Source organism: Sinomonas sp. (assembly GCF_036848755.1).
GTDB lineage: Bacteria > Actinomycetota > Actinomycetes > Actinomycetales > Micrococcaceae > Sinomonas.
The window spans coordinates 4,594-23,535 of sequence record NZ_DAIUJO010000043.1 but is presented as its reverse complement, the minus strand read 5'-3'; the positions used below and the strand labels follow the sequence as shown (position 1 = coordinate 23,535).

Genomic DNA, 18,942 nt, shown 5'->3' with positions numbered 1-18,942 from the left:
AGCGGTCAGCCGCGACGGATGAGCTTGTGGGCGGCAGCCTGAGCCACGGGGCGGATCACGATGTCGTCCAGATTGACGTGGTGCGGCACGGTCACGGCGTAGCGGATGACGTCGGCGACGTCCTCCGCGGTCAGCGGCTCCTCGACCCCTCGGTACACCTTCTCGGCCGCCTCCGCGTCGCCGCCAAGGCGTCTGAGCGAGAATTCCTCGGTCTTGACGAGGCCCGGCATGACCTCGATGACGCGCACGTTGTGCTCGGCCTCCTCGAGGCGGAGGGCGCGGGTCATGCCGTGCTCGGCGAACTTCGCGGCGTTGTACCCGCCCCCGCCCTCGTACGAGACAAGTCCGGCCACAGAGGTGAGGTTGAGGACGGTGCCGTGGCCGTGGGTGCGCAGCATGGGCAGGAAGGCCCGGGTGACCTTCATCGTGCCGATCACATTGACGCGCAGCATCCACTCCCAATCGTCGGTGTTCGCGTCGGCGACCCAATCCGTGCCCCGGGCGCCGCCCGCGATGTTGACCAGAGTGTCGATGCCCCCGGCCGCCTCGACTTCGCGCACGAGGTCGGCGACGTCGTCGTCCTCCGTGATGTCTGCCGGGAGCGCAACCGCTCCTGTTTCCGCCGCGAGGCGCTCGAGGCGCTCGGCGCGGCGCGCCACGGCGTAGATGCGCCATCCCTCGGCGGCCAGCGCGCGTGCTGTCGCCTCACCAATGCCGGTGCTGGCTCCCGTCACCAGCGCGGCCCGGGCGGGGCGGGCCGGCGAATCTGCGTTCTGGGCGGGGGTGAGCTGAGTCGCGTCGGAGGTCATGAACCCAAACTACCCCCGCCGCTCGGCAAGGAGGTCTTGGAGCACCACGGCCTGATTGTGCTCCTCGTCGTGGGCGGAATAGACGAGATCGACCTGACCGTGCTCCGCGACAGCGTCCTTGAGCTGCTCGAGGGCCTCTGAACCCTCGAGCTCCTGCCGGTAGCGCTCCGCGAATTCCTCGAAGCGGTCAGGGTCGTGGGCGAACCATTTGCGGAGCTCGGTCGAGGGCGCGACCTCCTTGAGCCAGAGGCCGACCTCGGCCTTCTCCTTCGTGAGGCCGCGCGGCCAGACCCGGTCCACGAGAATGCGAAACGCCCCGGCGGGCGAGGACTCGTAGACGCGGCGCACGTTCACGGTACCCATGCGCCCATGCTAGGCGGCCATCGTGGGGAGTTGTACGTAGAATTGCAGCCATGCCTGAAGCGAACCTCACGGGTACAGACACGCCCGGCTCATCGTCCCAGCCAGCCGCCCCAGCCCCCACCGTCCCCGACAAGCCCGCCCTCGAGGGCCTCGAGGCCAAGCTCACGGAGCGCTGGCTCAGCGACGGAACCTACCGCTTCAACCCGGACACCACGCGGACCCAGGTCTACTCGATCGACACTCCCCCGCCGACCGCGTCGGGCTCACTGCACGTCGGCCACATGTTCTCGTTCACGCAGACCGACCTGCTCGCGCGCTACCAGCGCATGACGGGCAAGAACGTCTTCTACCCCATGGGCTGGGACGACAACGGCCTCCCCACCGAGCGACGCGTCCAGAACTACTACGGCGTCCGCTGCGATCCGAGCATCCCGTACGACGCCGACTACCGTCCCCCCGCGCAGCCGGCCAAGAACCAGCGGGACTTCGACGTCATCTCGCGCCGCAATTTCATCGAACTGTGCGAGGAGCTCGCGGTCGAGGACGAGAAGGTCTTCGAGCACCTCTTCAAGACGCTCGGGCTCTCGGTCGACTGGGACATGACCTACCGCACGATCGACGACGTCTCCCGCGCCGTCTCCCAGCGGGCCTTCCTGCGGAACCTCGCGGAAGGCGACGCCTACCTCGCCGAAGCCCCGACCCTGTGGGACGTCACCTTCCGCACTGCGGTCGCCCAGGCAGAGCTCGAGGACCGCGAAGTTCCAGGCGCCTACTACCGCTACGCCTTTACGGCCGACGACGGCCGCGAGGTCCACATCGAGACCACCCGTCCCGAGCTGCTCGCCGCCTGCGCGGCTCTCGTCGCACACCCCGACGACGAGCGCTACAAGCCGCTCTTCGGCACGACCGTGCGCTCGCCCCTGTTCGGCGTCGAGGTCGAGGTCAAGGCCCACCCGCTCGCCAAGCCGGACAAGGGCTCGGGGATTGCCATGGTCTGTACTTTCGGCGACCTCACCGATGTCACGTGGTGGCGCGAGCTGCAGCTCCCGACCCGCTCCATCATCGGCCGCGACGGCCGGCTCCAGAACGACACGCCCGAGTGGATCACGTCCGAAGAGGGCCGCGCGGCCTACGCGGAGATCGCCGGCAAGACTGCGTTCTCCGCCAAGGAGGCCGTGGTCAAGATGCTCGGCGAGCGTGGTCTGCTCGACGGCGAGCCGAAGAAGATCATGCACCCGGTCAACTTCTACGAGAAGGGCGACAAGCCCCTCGAGGTCGTCACGAGCCGGCAGTGGTACATCCGCAACGGTGGCCGCGACGCCGACCGCCGGGCGCGCCTCATCGAACGTGGCCGGGAGCTCTCCTGGCACCCCCCGTTCATGCGCTCGCGCTACGAGAACTGGGTCGAGGGCCTCAACGGAGACTGGCTCGTGTCCCGGCAGCGCTTCTTCGGCGTCCCGATCCCCGTCTGGTACCGCCTCGACGAGGGTGGGAACCCGGACTATGAGAGCCCGATTGTCCCCGACGACTCGATGCTTCCCGTTGATCCGGTGGCCGAGCCCGCACCGGGTTTCGACGAGTCGCAGCGGGACCAGCCGGGCGGCTTCACCGGCGATCCCGACGTTCTCGACACATGGGCGACGTCCTCCCTGACCCCCCAGATCGTGGGCCGGTGGAGCCGTGACGACGCCTTCTTCGCAAACGTCTTCCCCTTCGACCTCCGCCCCCAGGCGCACGAGATCATCCGCACGTGGCTCTTCTCGACGGCGGTGCGGGCTGACGCCCTGCACGACTGTGCTCCGTGGACGAATGCGGCGATCTCCGGCTGGGTCCTCGACCCGGACCGGAAGAAGATGTCCAAGTCGAAGGGCAACGTCGTGGTCCCGACGGACATCCTCGAGGAGTTCGGCGCGGACGCGGTCCGCTATTGGGCGGCCTCTGCCAAGCTCGGCGCAGACACCGCCTTCGAGGTCGCTCAGATGAAGATCGGCCGCCGCCTCGCGATCAAGATCCTCAACGCCTCCAAGTTCGTGCTGGGGCTCGGCGCGACCGAGGCGAACGTCCTGCGCGACCCGGCCGATCCCGTCCTCGTGAACCCCCTCGACCGCGCGCTTCTCGCGCAGCTCGCGGACGTCGTCGCGCAGGCCGGCGGCGCGTTCGCTGCCTACGACCCGGCCAAGGCGCTCCAGCTCACGGAGACGTTCTTCTGGCAGTTCACGGACGACTACGTCGAGCTCGTCAAGGATCGCGCCTACGGCGCTCTGGGCGAGGCCCAGCAGGCGTCCGTCCTCGCTGCGCTGGCGACCACGCTCGACTCGCTCCTGCGGCTGTTCGCGCCCGTCCTGCCGTTTGCCACCGAAGAGGTGTGGGGCTGGTGGCGCGCGGGGTCCGTCCACCGGGCGCCGTGGCCGGAGCCGCTGCCCGTCGAGGGCGACCTCGGCATGCTGGCTACCGTGGGCCTCGCGCTCTCGGGCATTCGCAAGGCCAAGTCCGAGGCCAAGGTCAAGCAGCGCACGGAGGTCCTCTCCGCGACCATCTCGGCGCCGTCGGCCCAGCTGGCCCAGCTCGAGGGCGGCCTCGGCGATCTCCAGGCCGCAGCGAACGCCCGCGAGATCGTGCTCGACGACGGTGCCGAAGAGCTTCGCGTCTCCGGAGTGGAGCTCGCTGCGGTCGAGGCGTAGCAAAGGGGAAGCCCCATCAGCGTTCTCGCGTTGGTGGGGCTTCGACTTTACGGCTGCTCGGTGACGTCGCGCAGTCTGGCGGAATCCTTAGCATCCAGGTCTTGCTCTCCGTCACTGAGAGCCAGTCGCCGGCTTTGCCTGAGGCTGCGTCCATTGCGGCTGTCACTGAATCTTCGGTTTCCACGTCCTCATCCTGTTGGGGAGGAGGTACTCATCATTGTGAGCCGGATCACAGGCGACTGCAAGGGGGACGGGCGAAGTACAGTCTCGTAATTCGCCCGTCCCTCCTGGACTTCGCGATCAGACCGCCTTGGGCCGTTCGGTCCTGGTCCGCTTGATCTCGAAGAAGTGCGGATAGCCGGCGAGGGTCACGGACGCGTCCCAGAGCTCGCCGGCTTCCTCACCCTGCGGCACTCGCGTCATCACCGGGCCGAAGAACGCCGTGCCGTTGAACGCCACGACCGGCGTACCGACGTCCTGCCCCACGAGTTCGATTCCCGACTTGTGACTCGCACGCAACTGTGCGTCGTACTCATCCGAATCGGCGTACTCGGCAAGGTCAGCGGGAAGGCCGACCTGCTCGAGGGCCCTCCGGATGACCTCGGGCCGGTCCTTGACGCCCTCGTTGTGGATCAGGGTCCCCATCGCGTCGTAGAGCGGCTTGATGTGCTCCCTGCCGTGGCGCTCGGAGGCCGCGACGATGACCCGCACGGGACCCCAGTTCTCGTCCATGGCTCGCTGGTAGTCGCTCTCCAGCTCGCGGCCCTCATTGAGCACCGAGAGGCTCATGACGTGCCACTCCGTCTCGATGTCGCGGACCTTCTCGACCTCGCCGATCCAGCGCGACGTCACCCAAGCGAAGGGGCACGCCGGGTCGAACCAGAAGTCGGCCTTGTTCTTGTTTCCCTCTGCCACGTCAGTCATCCTCTGCTCCTTCTGTCGATCGTCATGCAGACCAGGTCCCGTTATGCGGACTTGGTCCTTCGCTTGGCGACCACACTGTGCGGGATCAAAGCCGGCTGCTCGTGCCGCAGCACGACGTCGCGGTTCACGACCACGCCCGCCACATCGTCGCGGCTCGGCAGATCGAACATGACGGGGAGGAGGACTTCCTCCATGATGGCCCGGAGTCCGCGGGCACCCGTTCCCCGCTCGAGGGCGAGGTCAGCGATGGCCTCGAGTGCGCCATCCTCGAAGTGGAGTTCCACTCCATCGAGTTGGAACATCTTCTGGTACTGCTTGACCAGGGCGTTCTTCGGCTCCGTCAGGATCTGCATGAGCGCGGGGCGGTCGAGGTTCTCGACCGTCGTGATGACCGGGAGACGGCCGATGAACTCGGGGATCAGCCCGAACTTCAGCAGGTCCTCCGGCATGACGTCGGAGTACGTGCTCTCGTGCTTCGTGATCGAGCTGAGCGGCACCCCGAATCCGATGCCCTTCTTGCCTGCGCGCTGCCCGATGATCTCCTCGAGGCCTGCGAAGGCCCCGGCGACAATGAACAGAACGTTCGTCGTGTCGATCTGGATGAACTCCTGATGCGGGTGCTTGCGACCCCCCTGCGGGGGAACTGACGCCACCGTGCCTTCGAGGATCTTGAGCAATGCCTGCTGGACGCCCTCACCCGAGACGTCCCGGGTGATGGAGGGGTTCTCGCTCTTCCGCGAGATCTTGTCGATCTCGTCGATGTAGATGATGCCCTGCTCGGCCTTCTTGACGTCGTAGTCGGCCGCCTGGATGAGCTTGAGGAGGATGTTCTCGACATCCTCGCCGACGTACCCCGCCTCGGTGAGTGCCGTGGCGTCCGCGACGGCAAAGGGAACGTTGAGGCGGCGAGCGAGGGTCTGCGCGAGATAGGTCTTGCCACAGCCCGTCGGGCCGATGAGCAGGATGTTCGACTTCGCGATCTCCACGTCGTCGTGGCCGTGTCCCTCTGCAAGCGATCCGGACTTCGACCCGTGGCCCGCCTGGATGCGCTTGTAGTGGTTGTAGACGGCGACAGCGAGGGCGCGCTTGGCGTGCTCCTGGCCGACCACGTACTCCTGCAGGAAGTCGAAGATCTCGCGTGGCTTCGGCAGTTCGAAGCTTCCGAGGTCCGAGACCTCCGCAAGCTCCTCCTCGATGATCTCGTTGCAGAGCTCGATGCACTCGTCGCAGATGTAGACCCCAGGGCCCGCGATGAGCTTCCGCACCTGCTTCTGGCTCTTCCCGCAGAACGAGCACTTCAGCAGATCCGCGCTCTCACCAATCCGAGCCATTCGTCGAATCCCTTCGTCTAGGGGCAGAAGCCGTGACCACTCCACTGTAGGACACCGCACCGACAGCGCAGCGAAGCCAAACGCCGGTGCCGCCGAACATTTCTCGGCGGCACCGGCGGTCCGGCGACGGGCGCCCGGGCGTCACACGGTCAGCGGGCGATCGCGCTCTGCCGAATCTTGCGCGACTCGAGGACCTCATCCACCAGTCCGTAGGCCTGGGCCTCCGGAGCCGTCAGGAACAGGTCGCGCTCGATATCGCGGCTGATCTCCTCAGGCGACTTGTTCGAGTGCTTGGCCCACGTCTGCTCGAGCCATTCGCGCATGCGCAGGACCTCGCGTGCCTGAATCTCGAGGTCGGTTGCCTGGCCACCCTGGCCGCCCGAGAGGGACGGCTGGTGGATCATGACGGTCGAGTTCGGAAGGGCGAGCCGCTTGCCCGGGGTTCCGGCAGCAAGGATGACGGCCGCCGCGGAGGCAGCCATGCCGAGGCACACCGTCTGGATCTCGGGCCGGATGAACTGCATCGTGTCGTAGATGGCCGTCATGGCCGTGAACGAACCACCAGGCGAGTTGATGTACATCGTGATGTCGCGGTCGGGATCATTGGCCTCGAGGACGAGCAGCTGGGCCATGATGTCGTCCGCCGAGGCGTCGTCGACCTGGACGCCCATGAAGATGATGCGGTCCTCGAAGAGCTTCGTGTACGGGTCCTGACGCTTGAACCCGTACGGCGTGCGCTCCTCGAACTGCGGAAGGACATAGCGGCTCGTCGGCAGACCAGCCGCGTTGGCGCCCATGTTGTAGTTCATCAGTTGCTCCTTCTTGCCGTGCGTTGCCGCGGGCGTCTCTTACCTATCCGTCCCGCCGCCGCCGGTCACGTGCCCCGCGCGCTCGGCGATCTTGTCGAAGAACCCGTACTCGAGCGCCTCCTGGGCGGTGAACCACTTGTCGCGGTCGTTGTCCTTGAGGATCTGTTCGACGGTCTGACCCGTCTGCTCGGCGGTGAGCTCAGCCATGACCTGCTTCATGTGCAGGATGAGCTCGGCCTGGATCTTGATGTCCGACGCCGTGCCGCCGATGCCGCCCGAAGGCTGGTGCATGAGGATGCGCGCGTGCGGGGTTGCGTACCGCTTGCCCTTGGCGCCCGAGGAGAGCAGGAACTGCCCCATCGAAGCGGCGAGACCCGTGGCAACGGTCACCACATCGTTCGAGATGTACTGCATGGTGTCATAGATCGCCATGCCAGCGGTCACTGAACCACCAGGCGAGTTGATGTAGAGGTAGATGTCCTTCTCTGGATCCTCGGCTGAGAGCAGGAGCAGCTGCGAGCAGATCGTGTTCGCATTGTCGTCCCTGACCTCCGAACCGAGCCAGATGATCCGCTCCTTGAGGAGCCGCTGGTAGATGTAGTCCTGACCGTTCGCCTCGGCGGGCCCCGCCAGTCGCGGCGTGCTCTCCTGCTGGTGCATCGTGCGATACCTCTCGATCTGCTCCAAAAGCGGTTGCTACAGGGACACTAGCCCGTTTCGAAGCCTCTTTGTTCCGCGCGCCGCCGCTGTTCGCTTTCGGCGCATGCTCCCGCCGGGCACAGCCCTCGGGGGATGCAGAGCGTGCGCTCAGGGCGAAACGACGGAGGCCGCCAACCTCGCACTTGCGCGGGGTCGGCGGCCTCCTGGGAACGTCGATCAGAACTTTGCAGCGGCAGGGTCGTCGCTCGGGATGACCTCGGCAGCCGCCTCCTCAGAGCCCTCAGCCTCGGGCTCCTCCGTCGCCGGACGCACGAAATCCGTGAGGTCGACGGCGTTGCCCTCGGAGTCGGTCACCTCGGCCTGGCCGAGGACGACGGCGAGAGCCTTGCGGCGGCGCACCTCACCGACCATCATCGGCACCTGGCCGGACTGATCCATGATCTGCGCGAACTGGTTCGGGTCCATGCCGTACTGGGAAGCGGTCGAGATGAGGTACTCGATGAGCTCGTTCTGCGAGACGCCGATCTCCTCCTTGTCGGCGATCGCGTCGAGGATGACCTCGTTCTTGAAGGCCCGCTCCGTGTTGGCCTTGACCTCGGCGCGGTGCTCCTCGGTGTCGTGGTCCTCGCCCGCGGCGTGGCCCCCGTTCTCGGGGTTGAAGTGCGCCGAGACCTGCTCGTCGATGACGGTCTCCGGAACCGGGACCTCGACGAGCTCGACCAGCTTGTCGAGGACCTTGTCACGGGCCTCGATGCCCTGCTGCGCCACCTTGGCATCGGCGGCCTGCTTGGCGAGGTCCTCGCGCAGCTCGGCGATCGTGTCGAACTCGGACGCGAGCTGGGCGAAGTCGTCGTCGGCCTCCGGGAGCTCGCGCTCCTTGACGGCCGTGACCTTGACGTTCACCTGGGCGTCCTTCCCGGCGTGCTCGCCACAGGCGAGCTTGGTCTCGCAGATGGCTTCCTCGTCGGCGCTGAGGCCGGTCACGGCCTCGTCAAGGCCGTCGAGCATCGTGCCGGAGCCCACCTGGTAGGACAGGCCCGACGCCGAGTCGACCTGCTCGCCGTCGACCGTCGCGGTGAGGTCGATGGTGAGGAAGTCGTCGGCCTGAGCCGGGCGGTCCACGGGCTTGAGCGTCCCGAAACGCGAACGGAGCTCGTTGAGGGACTTCTCGACGTCCTCGTCCGAAGCCTCCACCGCCTCGACCTCGACCTTGAGTCCTGCGTAGTCCGGGAGCTCGACCTCGGGGCGAATGTCCACCTCGACGCTGAAGGTGAGCTGGCCGTCGGTCGCGGCAGGGTCCGGCACCTCGGTGATCTCGACCTCGGGGCGCGAGAGCGGGCGGATTCCCGTCTCGGCGACGGCCTGCTGGTACCACTCGTTGAGGCCGTCGTTGATCGCGGTCTCGAGGACGTAGCCACGGCCCACGCGCTGGTCGACGATGCGGGAGGGGACCTTGCCCTTGCGGAAGCCCGGGACCTGAATCTGCTCGGCGACCTGCTTGTACGCCGCGTCAATGTTCGGCTTGAGCTCGTCGAAGGGGACCTCGACGTTCAGCTTGACGCGGGTAGGGGTCAGATTCTCGGCGGCGCTCTTCACAGCGTGGCTCTCCTGGATGTTCTGGTAGGGTTGCCGCCCTGGCTGGCTTGCCGACGGCGGAACTGTCGGGATGACAGGATTTGAACCTGCGACTTCCTGCTCCCAAAGCAGGCGCTCTAGCCAAGCTGAGCTACACCCCGTCTCCGGTGCACAGACCACAATACAGGCGACGCTGCAGGGGCGCACACTCGCGCATCGAAGAGCGCGAGAGAGGGGCTGACGGGAATCGAACCCGCGTATCCAGTTTGGAAGACTGGCGCTCTACCATTGAGCTACAGCCCCTTGGGCGCCTTCAACTAAAGCCGGTGCCCGAACCGCTGTCAAATCAGGCGGGCTTCGCGCCCGCAGATGTCAGCCGCTCTGGCACGCGGGGCACCAGTAGAGCTTCCGTCCGGCCTCGTCCGCAAGCAGTATGCGCCTCCCGCAGATCCTGCAGGCGAGTCCATGCCGCCTGTAGACCCAGTGGGACTCTTCCGGATCCGGCAGAGTCCCAGCGGCGCTCGTCCAATACGACGGGGCCGTGGTCACAATCCGCCCATCACGCATACCCTGCGACAGGGCCACGACCGCGTCGGCCCACAGCTCGCGAGCCCGCTCGGGGCCAAGAGCACTCCCCGCAAGCGCCGGATCGAGCCTGGCGCGGAACAGCAGTTCGGCGCGGTAGACGTTGCCGATGCCTGCGACGACGGACTGGTCCATGAGGAGCCGTGCGAGGGGCGTCCGACGGCGGTTCACCCGCCTCGCGAACTCCTCCCCCGGATCGGCCCCCGCCACGGGAACGCCGAGGGGGTCCGGGCCGAGACGCGCGAGAACGACGTCGACCTCGGGTTGGGTTGCCACCGAGCACACGGTCGCTCCGCGGAGGTCAGCCCACCCATGCTCGGACGCGAGCCGCACTCGGACGGCCCCGACGGGAGCGGGCGGCCCCGCGTAGGCCGTCCCGGCGTCGTCCTCCGCAAGCTCGCGCTCGCCGACGCGCCGAGGCGCGCCGATGCTCGAAGCACCGCGGAAAGTGGCATCCCCACCGAAATCCCACGCGCCGTAGAGCCCGAGGTGCACGTGGAGGTACAGCGAGCCCTCGAACCGGAGGAAGAGCTGCTTGCCGTGCGCACGGGCAGACTCGAGGACGCGGCCGTCAAGGAGGGCTGCCCCGTCGGCGAAGCGGCCTTGAGGGCTCGTGACGGTGAGCCGCTCGCCCGCGAAGACGTCGTCGAACTGGCGGGCGAGGCGATGAATGGAATGACCCTCGGGCACGACCCTCAGTCCACGATCTCGCCCGTGGTCTCGTAGACCGCGATCTTCCCGATGCGGCGCACGTGACGCTCGTCGTGGCTGAACGGCTCGGCGAGGAACGCCTCGATGAGGCCGGTGGCCTCCTCGACGCTGTGCTGGCGGCCCCCGACGGCGATGACGTTCGCGTCGTTGTGCTCGCGCGCGAGTCGAGCCGTATCGAGGTTCCAGGCGAGGGCCGCACGGACGCCCCTGACCTTGTTCGCCGCGATCTGCTCGCCGTTGCCGGAGCCGCCGAGCACGATCCCTAGCGCGTGGATGCCAGCCTCCTGATCCGCGACGACGGCGAGCGCGGCCCGGATGCAGAACGCCGGGTAGTCGTCGAGGGGGTCGTATTCGCGGGGACCATGGTCGACCACCTCGTAGCCCTGTCCGCCGAGGTGGCTCACGAGATGCGAGCTCAGTTCCATCCCAGCGTGATCGGTGGCGATGTGGACGCGGGGCTTGGTCACGGCGGAGTTCCTCTCGAGTCAGGGTGGGGCGCGTCAAGCCTACTTTGCCGCGGGGCCGCCGAGCACTTCCGCGACGTGTTCGGCGAGCGCCGGGTCCTTCGCGGAGAACACGTAGCGGGCGCCGTCGCGGCAGAGCACGTCGACGGCCTGCCCGCTGGCGACGAGGGCCGTGACGAGCTTGCCTCGCTTCCGGTAGCCCCACCCTCCGTAGGAGCGCGCTGAGACCGCGCCTGCCCCGGCGCGCAGGACGCGGGCGGGGCTGATCCGCGCGACGCGCAGGATGCCCGCGAACGCGAGCGTCACCTCCTCGGGTTCGACGCTCACGCGGAGAGTCAGCATCGACGCGATCACGAGGCACGCGAGGGTGATGACGGCGGAGATCCAGGGCGAGACGAGGAGCATGAGGAGCGAGAGGTTGATGCCGACGACGGCAAGCATGACGAACACCGACGAGCGGGCGTGGGCCCAGAAGACGAACGTGTTCCGGACCCGCTCGGGATCCAGGACTTCGAGGAGCGCCTCCTCATCCCGCGGGCTCCACTGCTCGTCCGGCTTGAAGATCATGAACATGACGACCGCGAGCGCCAGCGTCGCGCCGCTCCCCGAGGCGAGGACGATGGGGTCTGGGTGCGTGTCCCGGGCGTCCTTGGCCCCCACCTGGCCGATGAGGCCGGCCGCGAGAACAGTCACGAGGAACATGGACATCCCGACGCCGCCGGCCATGAAGACCTTCCGAGAGATGGGCGGCCTGGTCTGGAGGCCCGCCTGCAGGCAGAGGAGGACGCCGATGACGGCGACGAGTCCCGCCCCGCCCAGCAGGTAGGCCCAGAAGGGGACGAAGGAGCGGCCGCCCCCGGCGTCCCACAGCCAGGCCACGGGCTCGGGAACCTGGCCCCTGAACGTGAACGCGGCGAGGAGGAATCCGGCGGCGAGGAGGATCGGGTAGCCGATCGCGAATCGGACGGCCTTGTGGTCCCAGCGCCCCTCCGTCTCAGCCATGCCACCACGCTAGCGCAGGGCTCGCTGCGCGTGTCACACGCGAGCGCCTACTTGCACGGGGCCGGGAACTGAAAGAATAATTTCAAATATGTGCGGCGCGCCACAGCGCCGGGACGTTAGTGCGAGGAGGCGCGCATGCCAGGGACGAACCTGACCCGATCCGAGGCCATCGAGCGAGGGAAGACCGTGCTCAGGGTCGAGAGCTACGCGGTCGAACTCGACCTCACCCGAGGGGAACGCGTCTTCGGGTCACGGACGACGGTCGTCTTCGACGCTGTTCCCGGCTCCAGCACGTTCATCGACGCCATCACAGACTCTGTCCGCTCCCTGACGCTGAACGGTCGCGAACTCGAGCCGGCCGAATTGTCGGACGGGGTCAGGATCCAGCTCCCGGGCCTCGACGCGCACAACGTCCTCGTCGTGGACGCCGACGCACGCTACATGAACACTGGCGAGGGGCTGCACCGCTTCGTCGACCCGGTCGACGGCGAGGTGTACCTGTACACGCAGTTCGAGGTCCCGGACTCACGGCGCATGTTCGCTGTCTTCGAGCAGCCGGACCTCAAGGCGAGCTTCAGCTTCACCGTCACGGCGCCGTCGCACTGGGCGATCGTTTCCAACTCCCCCACCCCGGAACCGGAGAGCATTGCCCCGGCCGGGGACGGCGCGGCCCGTTCGCTGTGGCGCTTCGCCTCCACCCCGCGGCTCTCCAGCTACGTCACGGCCCTCATCGCGGGCCCGTACCAGTCCGTTCACGACGAGTTCGTCAACTCGGCCGGTCGGCCCATCCCGCTGGCCATCTTCGCGCGCAAGTCGCTGATGCAGTATCTCGACGCCGAGAACATCTTCGAGACCACGAAACGCGGCTTCGCGTTCTTCGAGGAGCAGTTCGGCTGCGAGTACCCGTTCGAGAAGTACGATCAGCTCTTCGTGCCCGAGTTCAACGCGGGCGCAATGGAGAACGCGGGCGCCGTCACGATCCTCGAGAGCTACATCTTCCGGTCGAAGCCCACCCAGGCGACAGTCGAGCGCCGGGCCATCACCGTGCTGCACGAGCTCGCCCACATGTGGTTCGGCGACTACGTCACGATGCGCTGGTGGGACGACCTCTGGCTCAATGAGTCCTTCGCGGAGTACATGTCCCACCTCGCGGCGGCACACACGCCGGACTTCGGACACGCGTGGACCACGTTCGCCTCGGTCGAGAAATCATGGGCCTACCGGCAGGACCAGCTCCCGACGACCCACCCCATCTTCGCGGACATCAGCGATCTCGCCGATGTGGAGGTCAACTTCGACGGCATCACGTACGCGAAAGGCGCCTCGGTGCTCAAGCAGCTCGTCTCGTGGGTAGGCCAGGAGCAGTTCATGGCCGGAGTCCGCAGCTACTTCGCGAAGCACGCGTGGGGCAACACGGTCCTCGCGGACCTCCTCACGGAGCTCGAAGAGGCCAGCGGCCGAGACCTCTCCTCCTGGGCCGCCCTGTGGCTCGAGACCGCGGGGGTCAACACGCTCGCGCCCCTCGTCGAGACCGACGGCGAGGGCGTCATCACGCGATTCGGCGTCCAGCAGAGCGCTGCCGACACCCAACCCACCCTCAGGCCGCACCGCCTCGCCATCGGCTTCTACGACCGGGACGGCGAAGGCCGGCTCATCCGGACGCGCCGCGAAGAGCTCGACGTCGAGGGCGCCCTCACCGAGGTTCCGGCACTCGTGGGCACGCGTCGCCCCGAGCTGATCCTGCTCAACGACGACGACCTCGCCTATGCGAAGGTCCGGCTCGATCCTGCCTCACTCGCAACGGCCACGGCCCATCTGCGCGACATCGCCGAAAGCCTCCCGCGGACCCTCGTGTGGGGCTCGGCCTGGGACGGGGCTCGGGATGCGGAGACGCCGGCCCGCGCCTACGTCGACCTCGTGCTGGCCAACATCGGCGCAGAGACCGACTCGTCGGTCGTACAGACCCTTCTGCGCCAGCTCGCCACCACCCTCGACTTCTACGTCTCCCCCACCGCCCAGGCCGAGACCAAGCGCTCGACCGCAGACCGCCTCTGGGCCCTCGCCCTCGATGCGGCAGGCGGCTCGGACTCGCAGCTTCAGTTCGTCAAGGCGTTCTCCGGGCTCGCCGCCTCCGCCGAGCATCTCGAGTGCGTCGCCGGACTGCTCGACGGATCGCTCTCGGTCCCGGGGCTCGAGGTCGACCAGGACCTCCGGTGGGAACTCCTCGCGTCGCTCGCAGCGGGCGGCCGGATCGGCGCCGATCGGATTGACGACGAGCTCGCCCACGACAACACCTCGACCGGGCAGTGCGCCGCCGCGCTCGCGAAGGCCGCGCTCCCCACGGCCGCCTCCAAGGCTGAGGCGTGGCACAAGATCGTGGAGACCGGAGAGCTCTCGAATGCAGTCCAGCAGGCGGCCGTCAACGGCTTCGTCCGCGTTCACGACGCTCGCCTCATCGAGCCGTACGCGGAGAAGTACTTCGACGCCGTCCCCCGCATCGTCGCCGACCGGACCCACGCGCTCGCCCAGCAGATCGTCGTCGGCCTCTACCCAGCCCGGCAGACGACCGAATCGACGCTCGACCGAACGGATGCCTTCATCTCCGGATTGGGCGAGGATCAAGGCGCCCTGCGCCGCATGATGCTCGAGAACCGCGACGGCGTGGCCCGGGCCCTGCGCGCGCAGGCCGCCGACCGGTAGCCTCGAGCCATGGCCCTGGGCGAGCACCACTACAGCGTCACCGTCACGTGGACCGGCAATCGCGGCACGGGGACGTCCGGGTACCGGGAGTATGGGCGAGAGCACGACATCGCCCTCCCGGGCCTGCCCGTCCTGCCCGGCTCCGCCGACCCCACCTTCCGAGGAGACAGAGATCGCTTCAATCCCGAGCAGCTGCTGCTGACGGCTCTCGCGCAGTGCCACATGCTCTCGTACCTCCACGTGGCGGTGACCCATGGCGTCGTGGTGACCGGATACACCGACTCCGCCCAGGGGACCATGCGCCTCAATCGGGACGGGAGCGGGGAATTCACGGAAGCTGCACTGCACCCGAGGGTGGAGCTAGCGGACGAAGGCCAGCGCGAACTCGCGGACGCGCTGCACGAGGAGGCCCACCACCTGTGCTTCATCGCGCGCTCTGTGAACTTTCCGGTCCACGCCGAACCCTCGTTTCCCTGACGTCCAGCAAACCTCGGTAGGGTGGAAAAGCACCACTTCCCCCAGCTGAGGAGGCACTCGGACTGTGCAGTTCGCTCTGCGTATGCCCCTGACCGCACCCACCGCCACGGCTTCGCCCACCCCCACACCCAGCCCCACGCCGTCGTCGACGGGATCGCCCATGCCGCACCTCACGGCCGCCGAGCTCAACACGGCCGTGAATACGTTCAACTCCACCCTCCTGCAGGTGGCGATCGCCATCGGCGTCGGCCTGATCGTGTGGCTCGTGGCGTCATTCCTCATCCGTCAAGTCGTCAAGCGGGTCCTCGCAGGCTCACAGCTCACGAAGCGCCGCCTCTTCCGGTGGGCGGCTCCTGCGCTCCGTGCACTCGACTCGGAGCGGCGGGCCCAGCGCGCCAAGACGATCGGGTCGCTCCTGAACTCGGTGGTCGTCGTGGTCATCACGACGATCGTCCTCATCTATGTGCTCAAGGCATTCGGCGTCGACATCGCCCCGCTCCTGACCAGCGTCGGCATCCTCGGCGTCGCCGTCGCGTTCGGCGCCCAGCAGCTCATCCGCGATTTCCTCTCCGGGATCTTCCTGACGCTCGAGGACCAGTTCGGCATCGGCGACGTCATCGAGCTCGGCGCCGGGGAGGTCGTCGGGACGGTCGAGAGCGTCGGCCTGCGCATCACGCGGGTCCGCGCGGAGGACGGCGCGATCTGGTACCTGCGGAACGGCGAGATCCTCCGCGTCGGCAACCGTTCCCAGGGTTCCTACCTGGCGGCCGCTGCGACGCCCGCTCCGGGTACGCCTCAGGTCCAGAACGCGGGTCAGGCCCAGACCACGGGTCCGGGGCAGGGCGTCAGTCCCGCTGCCACGAAGCCGGATGCGCAGGGCCAGCGCGCCGCGGAGTGAGGGGCTGCGGTTGGAACGGGCTACCGTGGATCGAGGACAGCATGAGGAAGGACGGCTCGCGCCAGTGACCGAGAATCAGAGCGAGGGGCTGACCCGCAGAAACCTGCTCAAGGTCAACGACCCGTTTGCCCAAGAGGACTACGCCAACACCTTCTACGCGGAGATCGGCGGCCACGAGGCCTTCGTCAAGCTCGTGGATGTGTTCTACGACGGCGTCGCGGAGGACCCGGTGCTGCGGCCGATGTATCCCGAGGAGGACCTGGGCCCCGCGCGGCGCCGACTCACGATGTTCCTCGAGCAGTATTGGGGCGGCCCGAGCACGTACAGCCAGGAACGGGGACACCCTCGCCTGCGCATGCGGCACGTTCCGTTCAAGGTCAACCCCGAGGCCCGCGACAGGTGGCTCCACCACATGCGCGCCGGGGTGGACGCACTGCACCTCTCCCCGCTCCACGACGCCACGCTCTGGGACTACCTCGAGCGCGCGGCCCACTCCCTCGTCAACACGTTCGAGGACTGACCCGGCCGGGCAGCTCACCTCCTGCTGCCCGGAACCCTCCTGCTGCCCGGAACTCGGCACAGCACATGGCCGCGGGGCGAACTGACCCGAAGCCACGCGCCCGACTCGAAGATCGGCAGGGTCTCGCCGGGCCGCAGGAAGCCGAGGGCCTCCGCCGCGAAGGCGACGCCGGCGGGGAGGCCGTCCGCGCCGTCCACGTCCCTCCCCCACACGTGGGCGCGCGCGCCGTCGACCATGGCCGCTCCGGGCTGCTCCGGCACCCTGGCGGCCACCTCCGCCATTCCAGCCGCCGCTGCTGCCGTCAAGACCTCGGCGGAGACTTCGCCGACGCGGGCCCAGGGCCCGCGCGGCGGCGTCACCGCGGCCCACGGCACGTGGACGGACGACGGCGGGACGTCGAGGAGCGTTCCGCCGTCGCCAAGGCGCGCGAGACGGTCGGCGACGGAGGCCATCGGCACTGTCGTGTCGACGTCGGCCGGACGCGCGAGTGGCAGCGCCCGCATACCGAGCACCGTCGGAGTCTCCTCGCCGAGCATGCGCGGACGGAGGACGCACACGTACATCGCGAGGACAGGGCCCACGGCCTGGAGCCTGATGGCGCCCGCGGAGTCGATGGCCCGGGCACGGGCGATGAACGTGCCGAGATCGGCCACGGCCTCGCGATCACCGAGGTCAAGGACGGTCTGGACGTCAGCGGCGCTCATGCCGCGCCTCCCCCGACAGACAGGTGCGAGGAACCCTCGCCGGCCCCTTGGGCGGGCGCGCCCGCGGGCACCTCGGCGGGCAGGGGCGGCCGCCTGCGGAAGGGGACGGCTGGGCCGGTGTAGTGGCCAAAAGCCGCACGGAGGCCGGGAGGGACGCGGACGGGGCGCCCGGTCGAACGGCTCACGAGCACCATGGACGTCGCAGCGTAGGCGTAGAGCGTGCTGCCGTCCCTCTCGGCAACGGAGTAGCCGAGGTCGAAGCTCGAACCCCCGAGTCTCGTCAGCCAGAGATTCACCGCGATCGGAGCCGGCCGGTAGAGGAGCGGCGCGAGGTACTCGATCTCGTGCCGACCGACGAGGGTGAAGTTCTCGGGCGTCACGAAGTCGTACATGGTGGATTCCGTGCCGGATTCGGTGCCGCCGTCCTGCTCGCCTCGGGGAAGCGGTTCGCGGAGCCAGTGGACGCGGGCGTCCTCCAGGAACTGCAGGAAGCGCACGTTGTTGACGTGCCCGTACGAGTCCACATCGCCGAAACGCAGCTGCAGTGGGAATTGGTAGGCGGCAGGCATGCTTCCATCTTCCCCCGCCGGGCCTCGGCTCGCGAACCGGCGTCGCCACGTCGGGTTGTTGGCTTCATCAGGGCGCGTCTAGTGTCGAGGCATGACGTCGCCCGCCCGCCAGTCCGGACCCACGGACACGCTGTTGACCCTCCTCGACCTCGACAACCTCGGTGGGGCTCGGACCGACAAGGACATCTTCGTGGGGCCCAGCGAGCGGCAACCGCGGCACCGCGTCTTCGGCGGCCAGGTGCTGGCCCAGAGCCTCATGGCGGCGACGAGGACCGTTCCGGCCGACCGGGTCGTGCACTCGATGCACGGCTACTTCCTGCGTCCGGGAGATGCTGACAAGTCCATCACGTTCGGCGTCGAACGCCTGCGCGACGGGCGGTCCTTCTCGGCGCGGCAGGTCCACGCCTATCAGGACGGCGTGCCGATCCTGTCGATGATTGCGTCGTTCCAGACCGAGTCACTGGGCGTCGACCATCAGTCCGAGATGCCCGCCGGACTTCCAGACCCGGAATCCCTGCCAAGCACGGCCGATCTGCTCGGATCCATCGACCATCCCGTCGCGCAGTACTGGGCCTTCGACAGGCCCTTCGACGTTCGCCACGTCGATTCCGCGCTCTACATCTCGGCGTCCGGCGACCACGTGGCCCGCAACGCCGTCTGGATGAAGACGTTTGGCCCCATGCCCGACGATGACCGGGTCCACCGCGCGGCGCTCGCCTATGCGAGCGACTACACGGTGCTCGAGCCGGTGCTGCGGCGTCACGGCCTCAGCTGGGTCACCCCCGAACTCAACATCGCGAGCCTCGACCACGCCATGTGGTGGCACCGGCCCGTGCGAGTCGACGAGTGGCTCCTCTACGTGCAGGAGTCGCCGAGCGCGCATGGAGCGCGGGGACTGGGTGTGGGGCGCATCTTCACGCGCGACGGCGTGCACGTCGCCACCGTGGGCCAGGAGGGCATGGTCCGCATCCCGCTCCCCTAGCGGTCCCGCCGCCCTAGCGGTCCCGCCGCCCTAGTGAACACGTCCGATGGTCGCCTTCCCCGGCCGTGGCCTGCGGAAGGCGACCATCGGTCGCAGCGCATCAGTCTCAGCGCATCAGTCTCAGCGCATCAGTCGCGGGTGAGTTTGCGATGCGTCACGCGGTGCGGCGCGGCAGCAT

Annotated in this window: 18 protein-coding genes and 2 tRNA genes; 6 read left to right on the top strand and 14 right to left on the bottom strand. The window is 68.0% G+C overall.

Annotated features, from left to right (window positions below; genetic code table 11):
* Positions 1-5 precede the first annotated feature (5 nt).
* Both V7053_RS08975 and V7053_RS08970 read right to left on the bottom strand, forming a co-directional pair.
* Positions 6-809 (bottom strand): SDR family oxidoreductase, encoded by an 804-nt coding sequence (locus tag V7053_RS08975; RefSeq protein WP_334171931.1) that lies wholly within the window; start codon positions 807-809, stop codon positions 6-8.
* A gap of 9 nt (positions 810-818) precedes the next feature.
* Complete coding sequence (locus tag V7053_RS08970) at positions 819-1,172, bottom strand: DUF488 domain-containing protein (RefSeq protein ID WP_334171930.1); 354 nt, start codon at positions 1,170-1,172, stop codon at positions 819-821.
* A gap of 50 nt (positions 1,173-1,222) precedes the next feature.
* Between V7053_RS08970 and valS the strand changes: the two genes are divergently transcribed.
* Positions 1,223-3,853 (top strand): valine--tRNA ligase, encoded by a 2,631-nt coding sequence (gene valS / locus V7053_RS08965; protein WP_334171929.1) that lies wholly within the window; start codon positions 1,223-1,225, stop codon positions 3,851-3,853.
* Positions 3,854-4,153: 300 nt separating this feature from the next.
* On the opposite strand, the gene V7053_RS08960 is transcribed toward valS, so the two are convergent.
* From V7053_RS08960 to V7053_RS08915, 10 genes are all read right to left on the bottom strand, one after another.
* Complete coding sequence (locus V7053_RS08960; protein ID WP_334171928.1) at positions 4,154-4,777, bottom strand: mycothiol-dependent nitroreductase Rv2466c family protein; 624 nt, start codon at positions 4,775-4,777, stop codon at positions 4,154-4,156.
* A gap of 41 nt (positions 4,778-4,818) precedes the next feature.
* Entirely contained in the window at positions 4,819-6,108 is a 1,290-nt protein-coding gene (gene clpX / locus V7053_RS08955; protein WP_334171927.1) for an ATP-dependent Clp protease ATP-binding subunit ClpX, read from the bottom strand.
* A 149-nt stretch (positions 6,109-6,257) separates the two neighbouring features.
* Entirely contained in the window at positions 6,258-6,917 is a 660-nt protein-coding gene (locus tag V7053_RS08950) for an ATP-dependent Clp protease proteolytic subunit (RefSeq protein ID WP_334171926.1), read from the bottom strand.
* Between the two features lie 39 nt (positions 6,918-6,956).
* Positions 6,957-7,577 (bottom strand): ATP-dependent Clp protease proteolytic subunit, encoded by a 621-nt coding sequence (locus tag V7053_RS08945; protein ID WP_334171939.1) that lies wholly within the window; start codon positions 7,575-7,577, stop codon positions 6,957-6,959.
* 216 nt (positions 7,578-7,793) lie between these two features.
* Entirely contained in the window at positions 7,794-9,173 is a 1,380-nt protein-coding gene (tig, locus tag V7053_RS08940) for a trigger factor (protein WP_334171925.1), read from the bottom strand.
* Between the two features lie 65 nt (positions 9,174-9,238).
* Positions 9,239-9,313, bottom strand: a tRNA-Pro gene (locus V7053_RS08935).
* 71 nt (positions 9,314-9,384) lie between these two features.
* A tRNA-Gly gene (locus V7053_RS08930) sits at positions 9,385-9,455 on the bottom strand.
* Positions 9,456-9,524: 69 nt separating this feature from the next.
* On the bottom strand, positions 9,525-10,427 hold the full coding sequence (locus V7053_RS08925) for an Fpg/Nei family DNA glycosylase (protein ID WP_334171924.1): 903 nt from the start codon (positions 10,425-10,427) through the stop codon (positions 9,525-9,527).
* Between the two features lie 5 nt (positions 10,428-10,432).
* The gene (locus tag V7053_RS08920) at positions 10,433-10,915 is read right to left on the bottom strand and encodes a ribose-5-phosphate isomerase (protein ID WP_334171923.1); all 483 of its coding nucleotides are present in this window, start codon (positions 10,913-10,915) and stop codon (positions 10,433-10,435) included.
* 39 nt (positions 10,916-10,954) lie between these two features.
* Positions 10,955-11,914, bottom strand: a complete 960-nt coding sequence (locus tag V7053_RS08915; RefSeq protein ID WP_334171922.1) for a hypothetical protein — start codon at positions 11,912-11,914, stop codon at positions 10,955-10,957.
* Positions 11,915-12,049: 135 nt separating this feature from the next.
* Here V7053_RS08915 and pepN point away from each other — a divergent pair, with 135 nt between their 5' ends.
* From pepN to V7053_RS08895, 4 genes are all read left to right on the top strand, one after another.
* A complete protein-coding gene (gene pepN, locus V7053_RS08910; protein WP_334171921.1) occupies positions 12,050-14,614 on the top strand; it encodes an aminopeptidase N in 2,565 nt (854 codons plus the stop codon).
* A 9-nt stretch (positions 14,615-14,623) separates the two neighbouring features.
* Positions 14,624-15,091: an OsmC family protein gene (locus V7053_RS08905; RefSeq protein ID WP_334171920.1), complete on the top strand. Its 468-nt coding sequence runs from the start codon at positions 14,624-14,626 to the stop codon at positions 15,089-15,091.
* Between the two features lie 160 nt (positions 15,092-15,251).
* On the top strand, positions 15,252-15,989 hold the full coding sequence (locus V7053_RS08900; protein ID WP_334171938.1) for a mechanosensitive ion channel family protein: 738 nt from the start codon (positions 15,252-15,254) through the stop codon (positions 15,987-15,989).
* Positions 15,990-16,092: 103 nt separating this feature from the next.
* A complete protein-coding gene (locus V7053_RS08895; RefSeq protein WP_334171937.1) occupies positions 16,093-16,509 on the top strand; it encodes a globin in 417 nt (138 codons plus the stop codon).
* A gap of 14 nt (positions 16,510-16,523) precedes the next feature.
* Here V7053_RS08895 and V7053_RS08890 read toward each other — a convergent pair whose 3' ends face one another.
* Positions 16,524-17,213: a hypothetical protein gene (locus V7053_RS08890; RefSeq protein ID WP_334171919.1), complete on the bottom strand. Its 690-nt coding sequence runs from the start codon at positions 17,211-17,213 to the stop codon at positions 16,524-16,526.
* Positions 17,210-17,782, bottom strand: a complete 573-nt coding sequence (locus V7053_RS08885) for an acyl-CoA thioesterase (protein WP_334171918.1) — start codon at positions 17,780-17,782, stop codon at positions 17,210-17,212. The genes V7053_RS08890 and V7053_RS08885 overlap by 4 nt, the downstream gene beginning before the upstream one ends.
* A gap of 91 nt (positions 17,783-17,873) precedes the next feature.
* On the opposite strand from V7053_RS08885, the gene V7053_RS08880 reads away from it, so the two are divergent.
* The gene (locus V7053_RS08880) at positions 17,874-18,764 is read left to right on the top strand and encodes an acyl-CoA thioesterase (RefSeq protein WP_334171917.1); all 891 of its coding nucleotides are present in this window, start codon (positions 17,874-17,876) and stop codon (positions 18,762-18,764) included.
* Positions 18,765-18,942 lie beyond the last annotated feature (178 nt).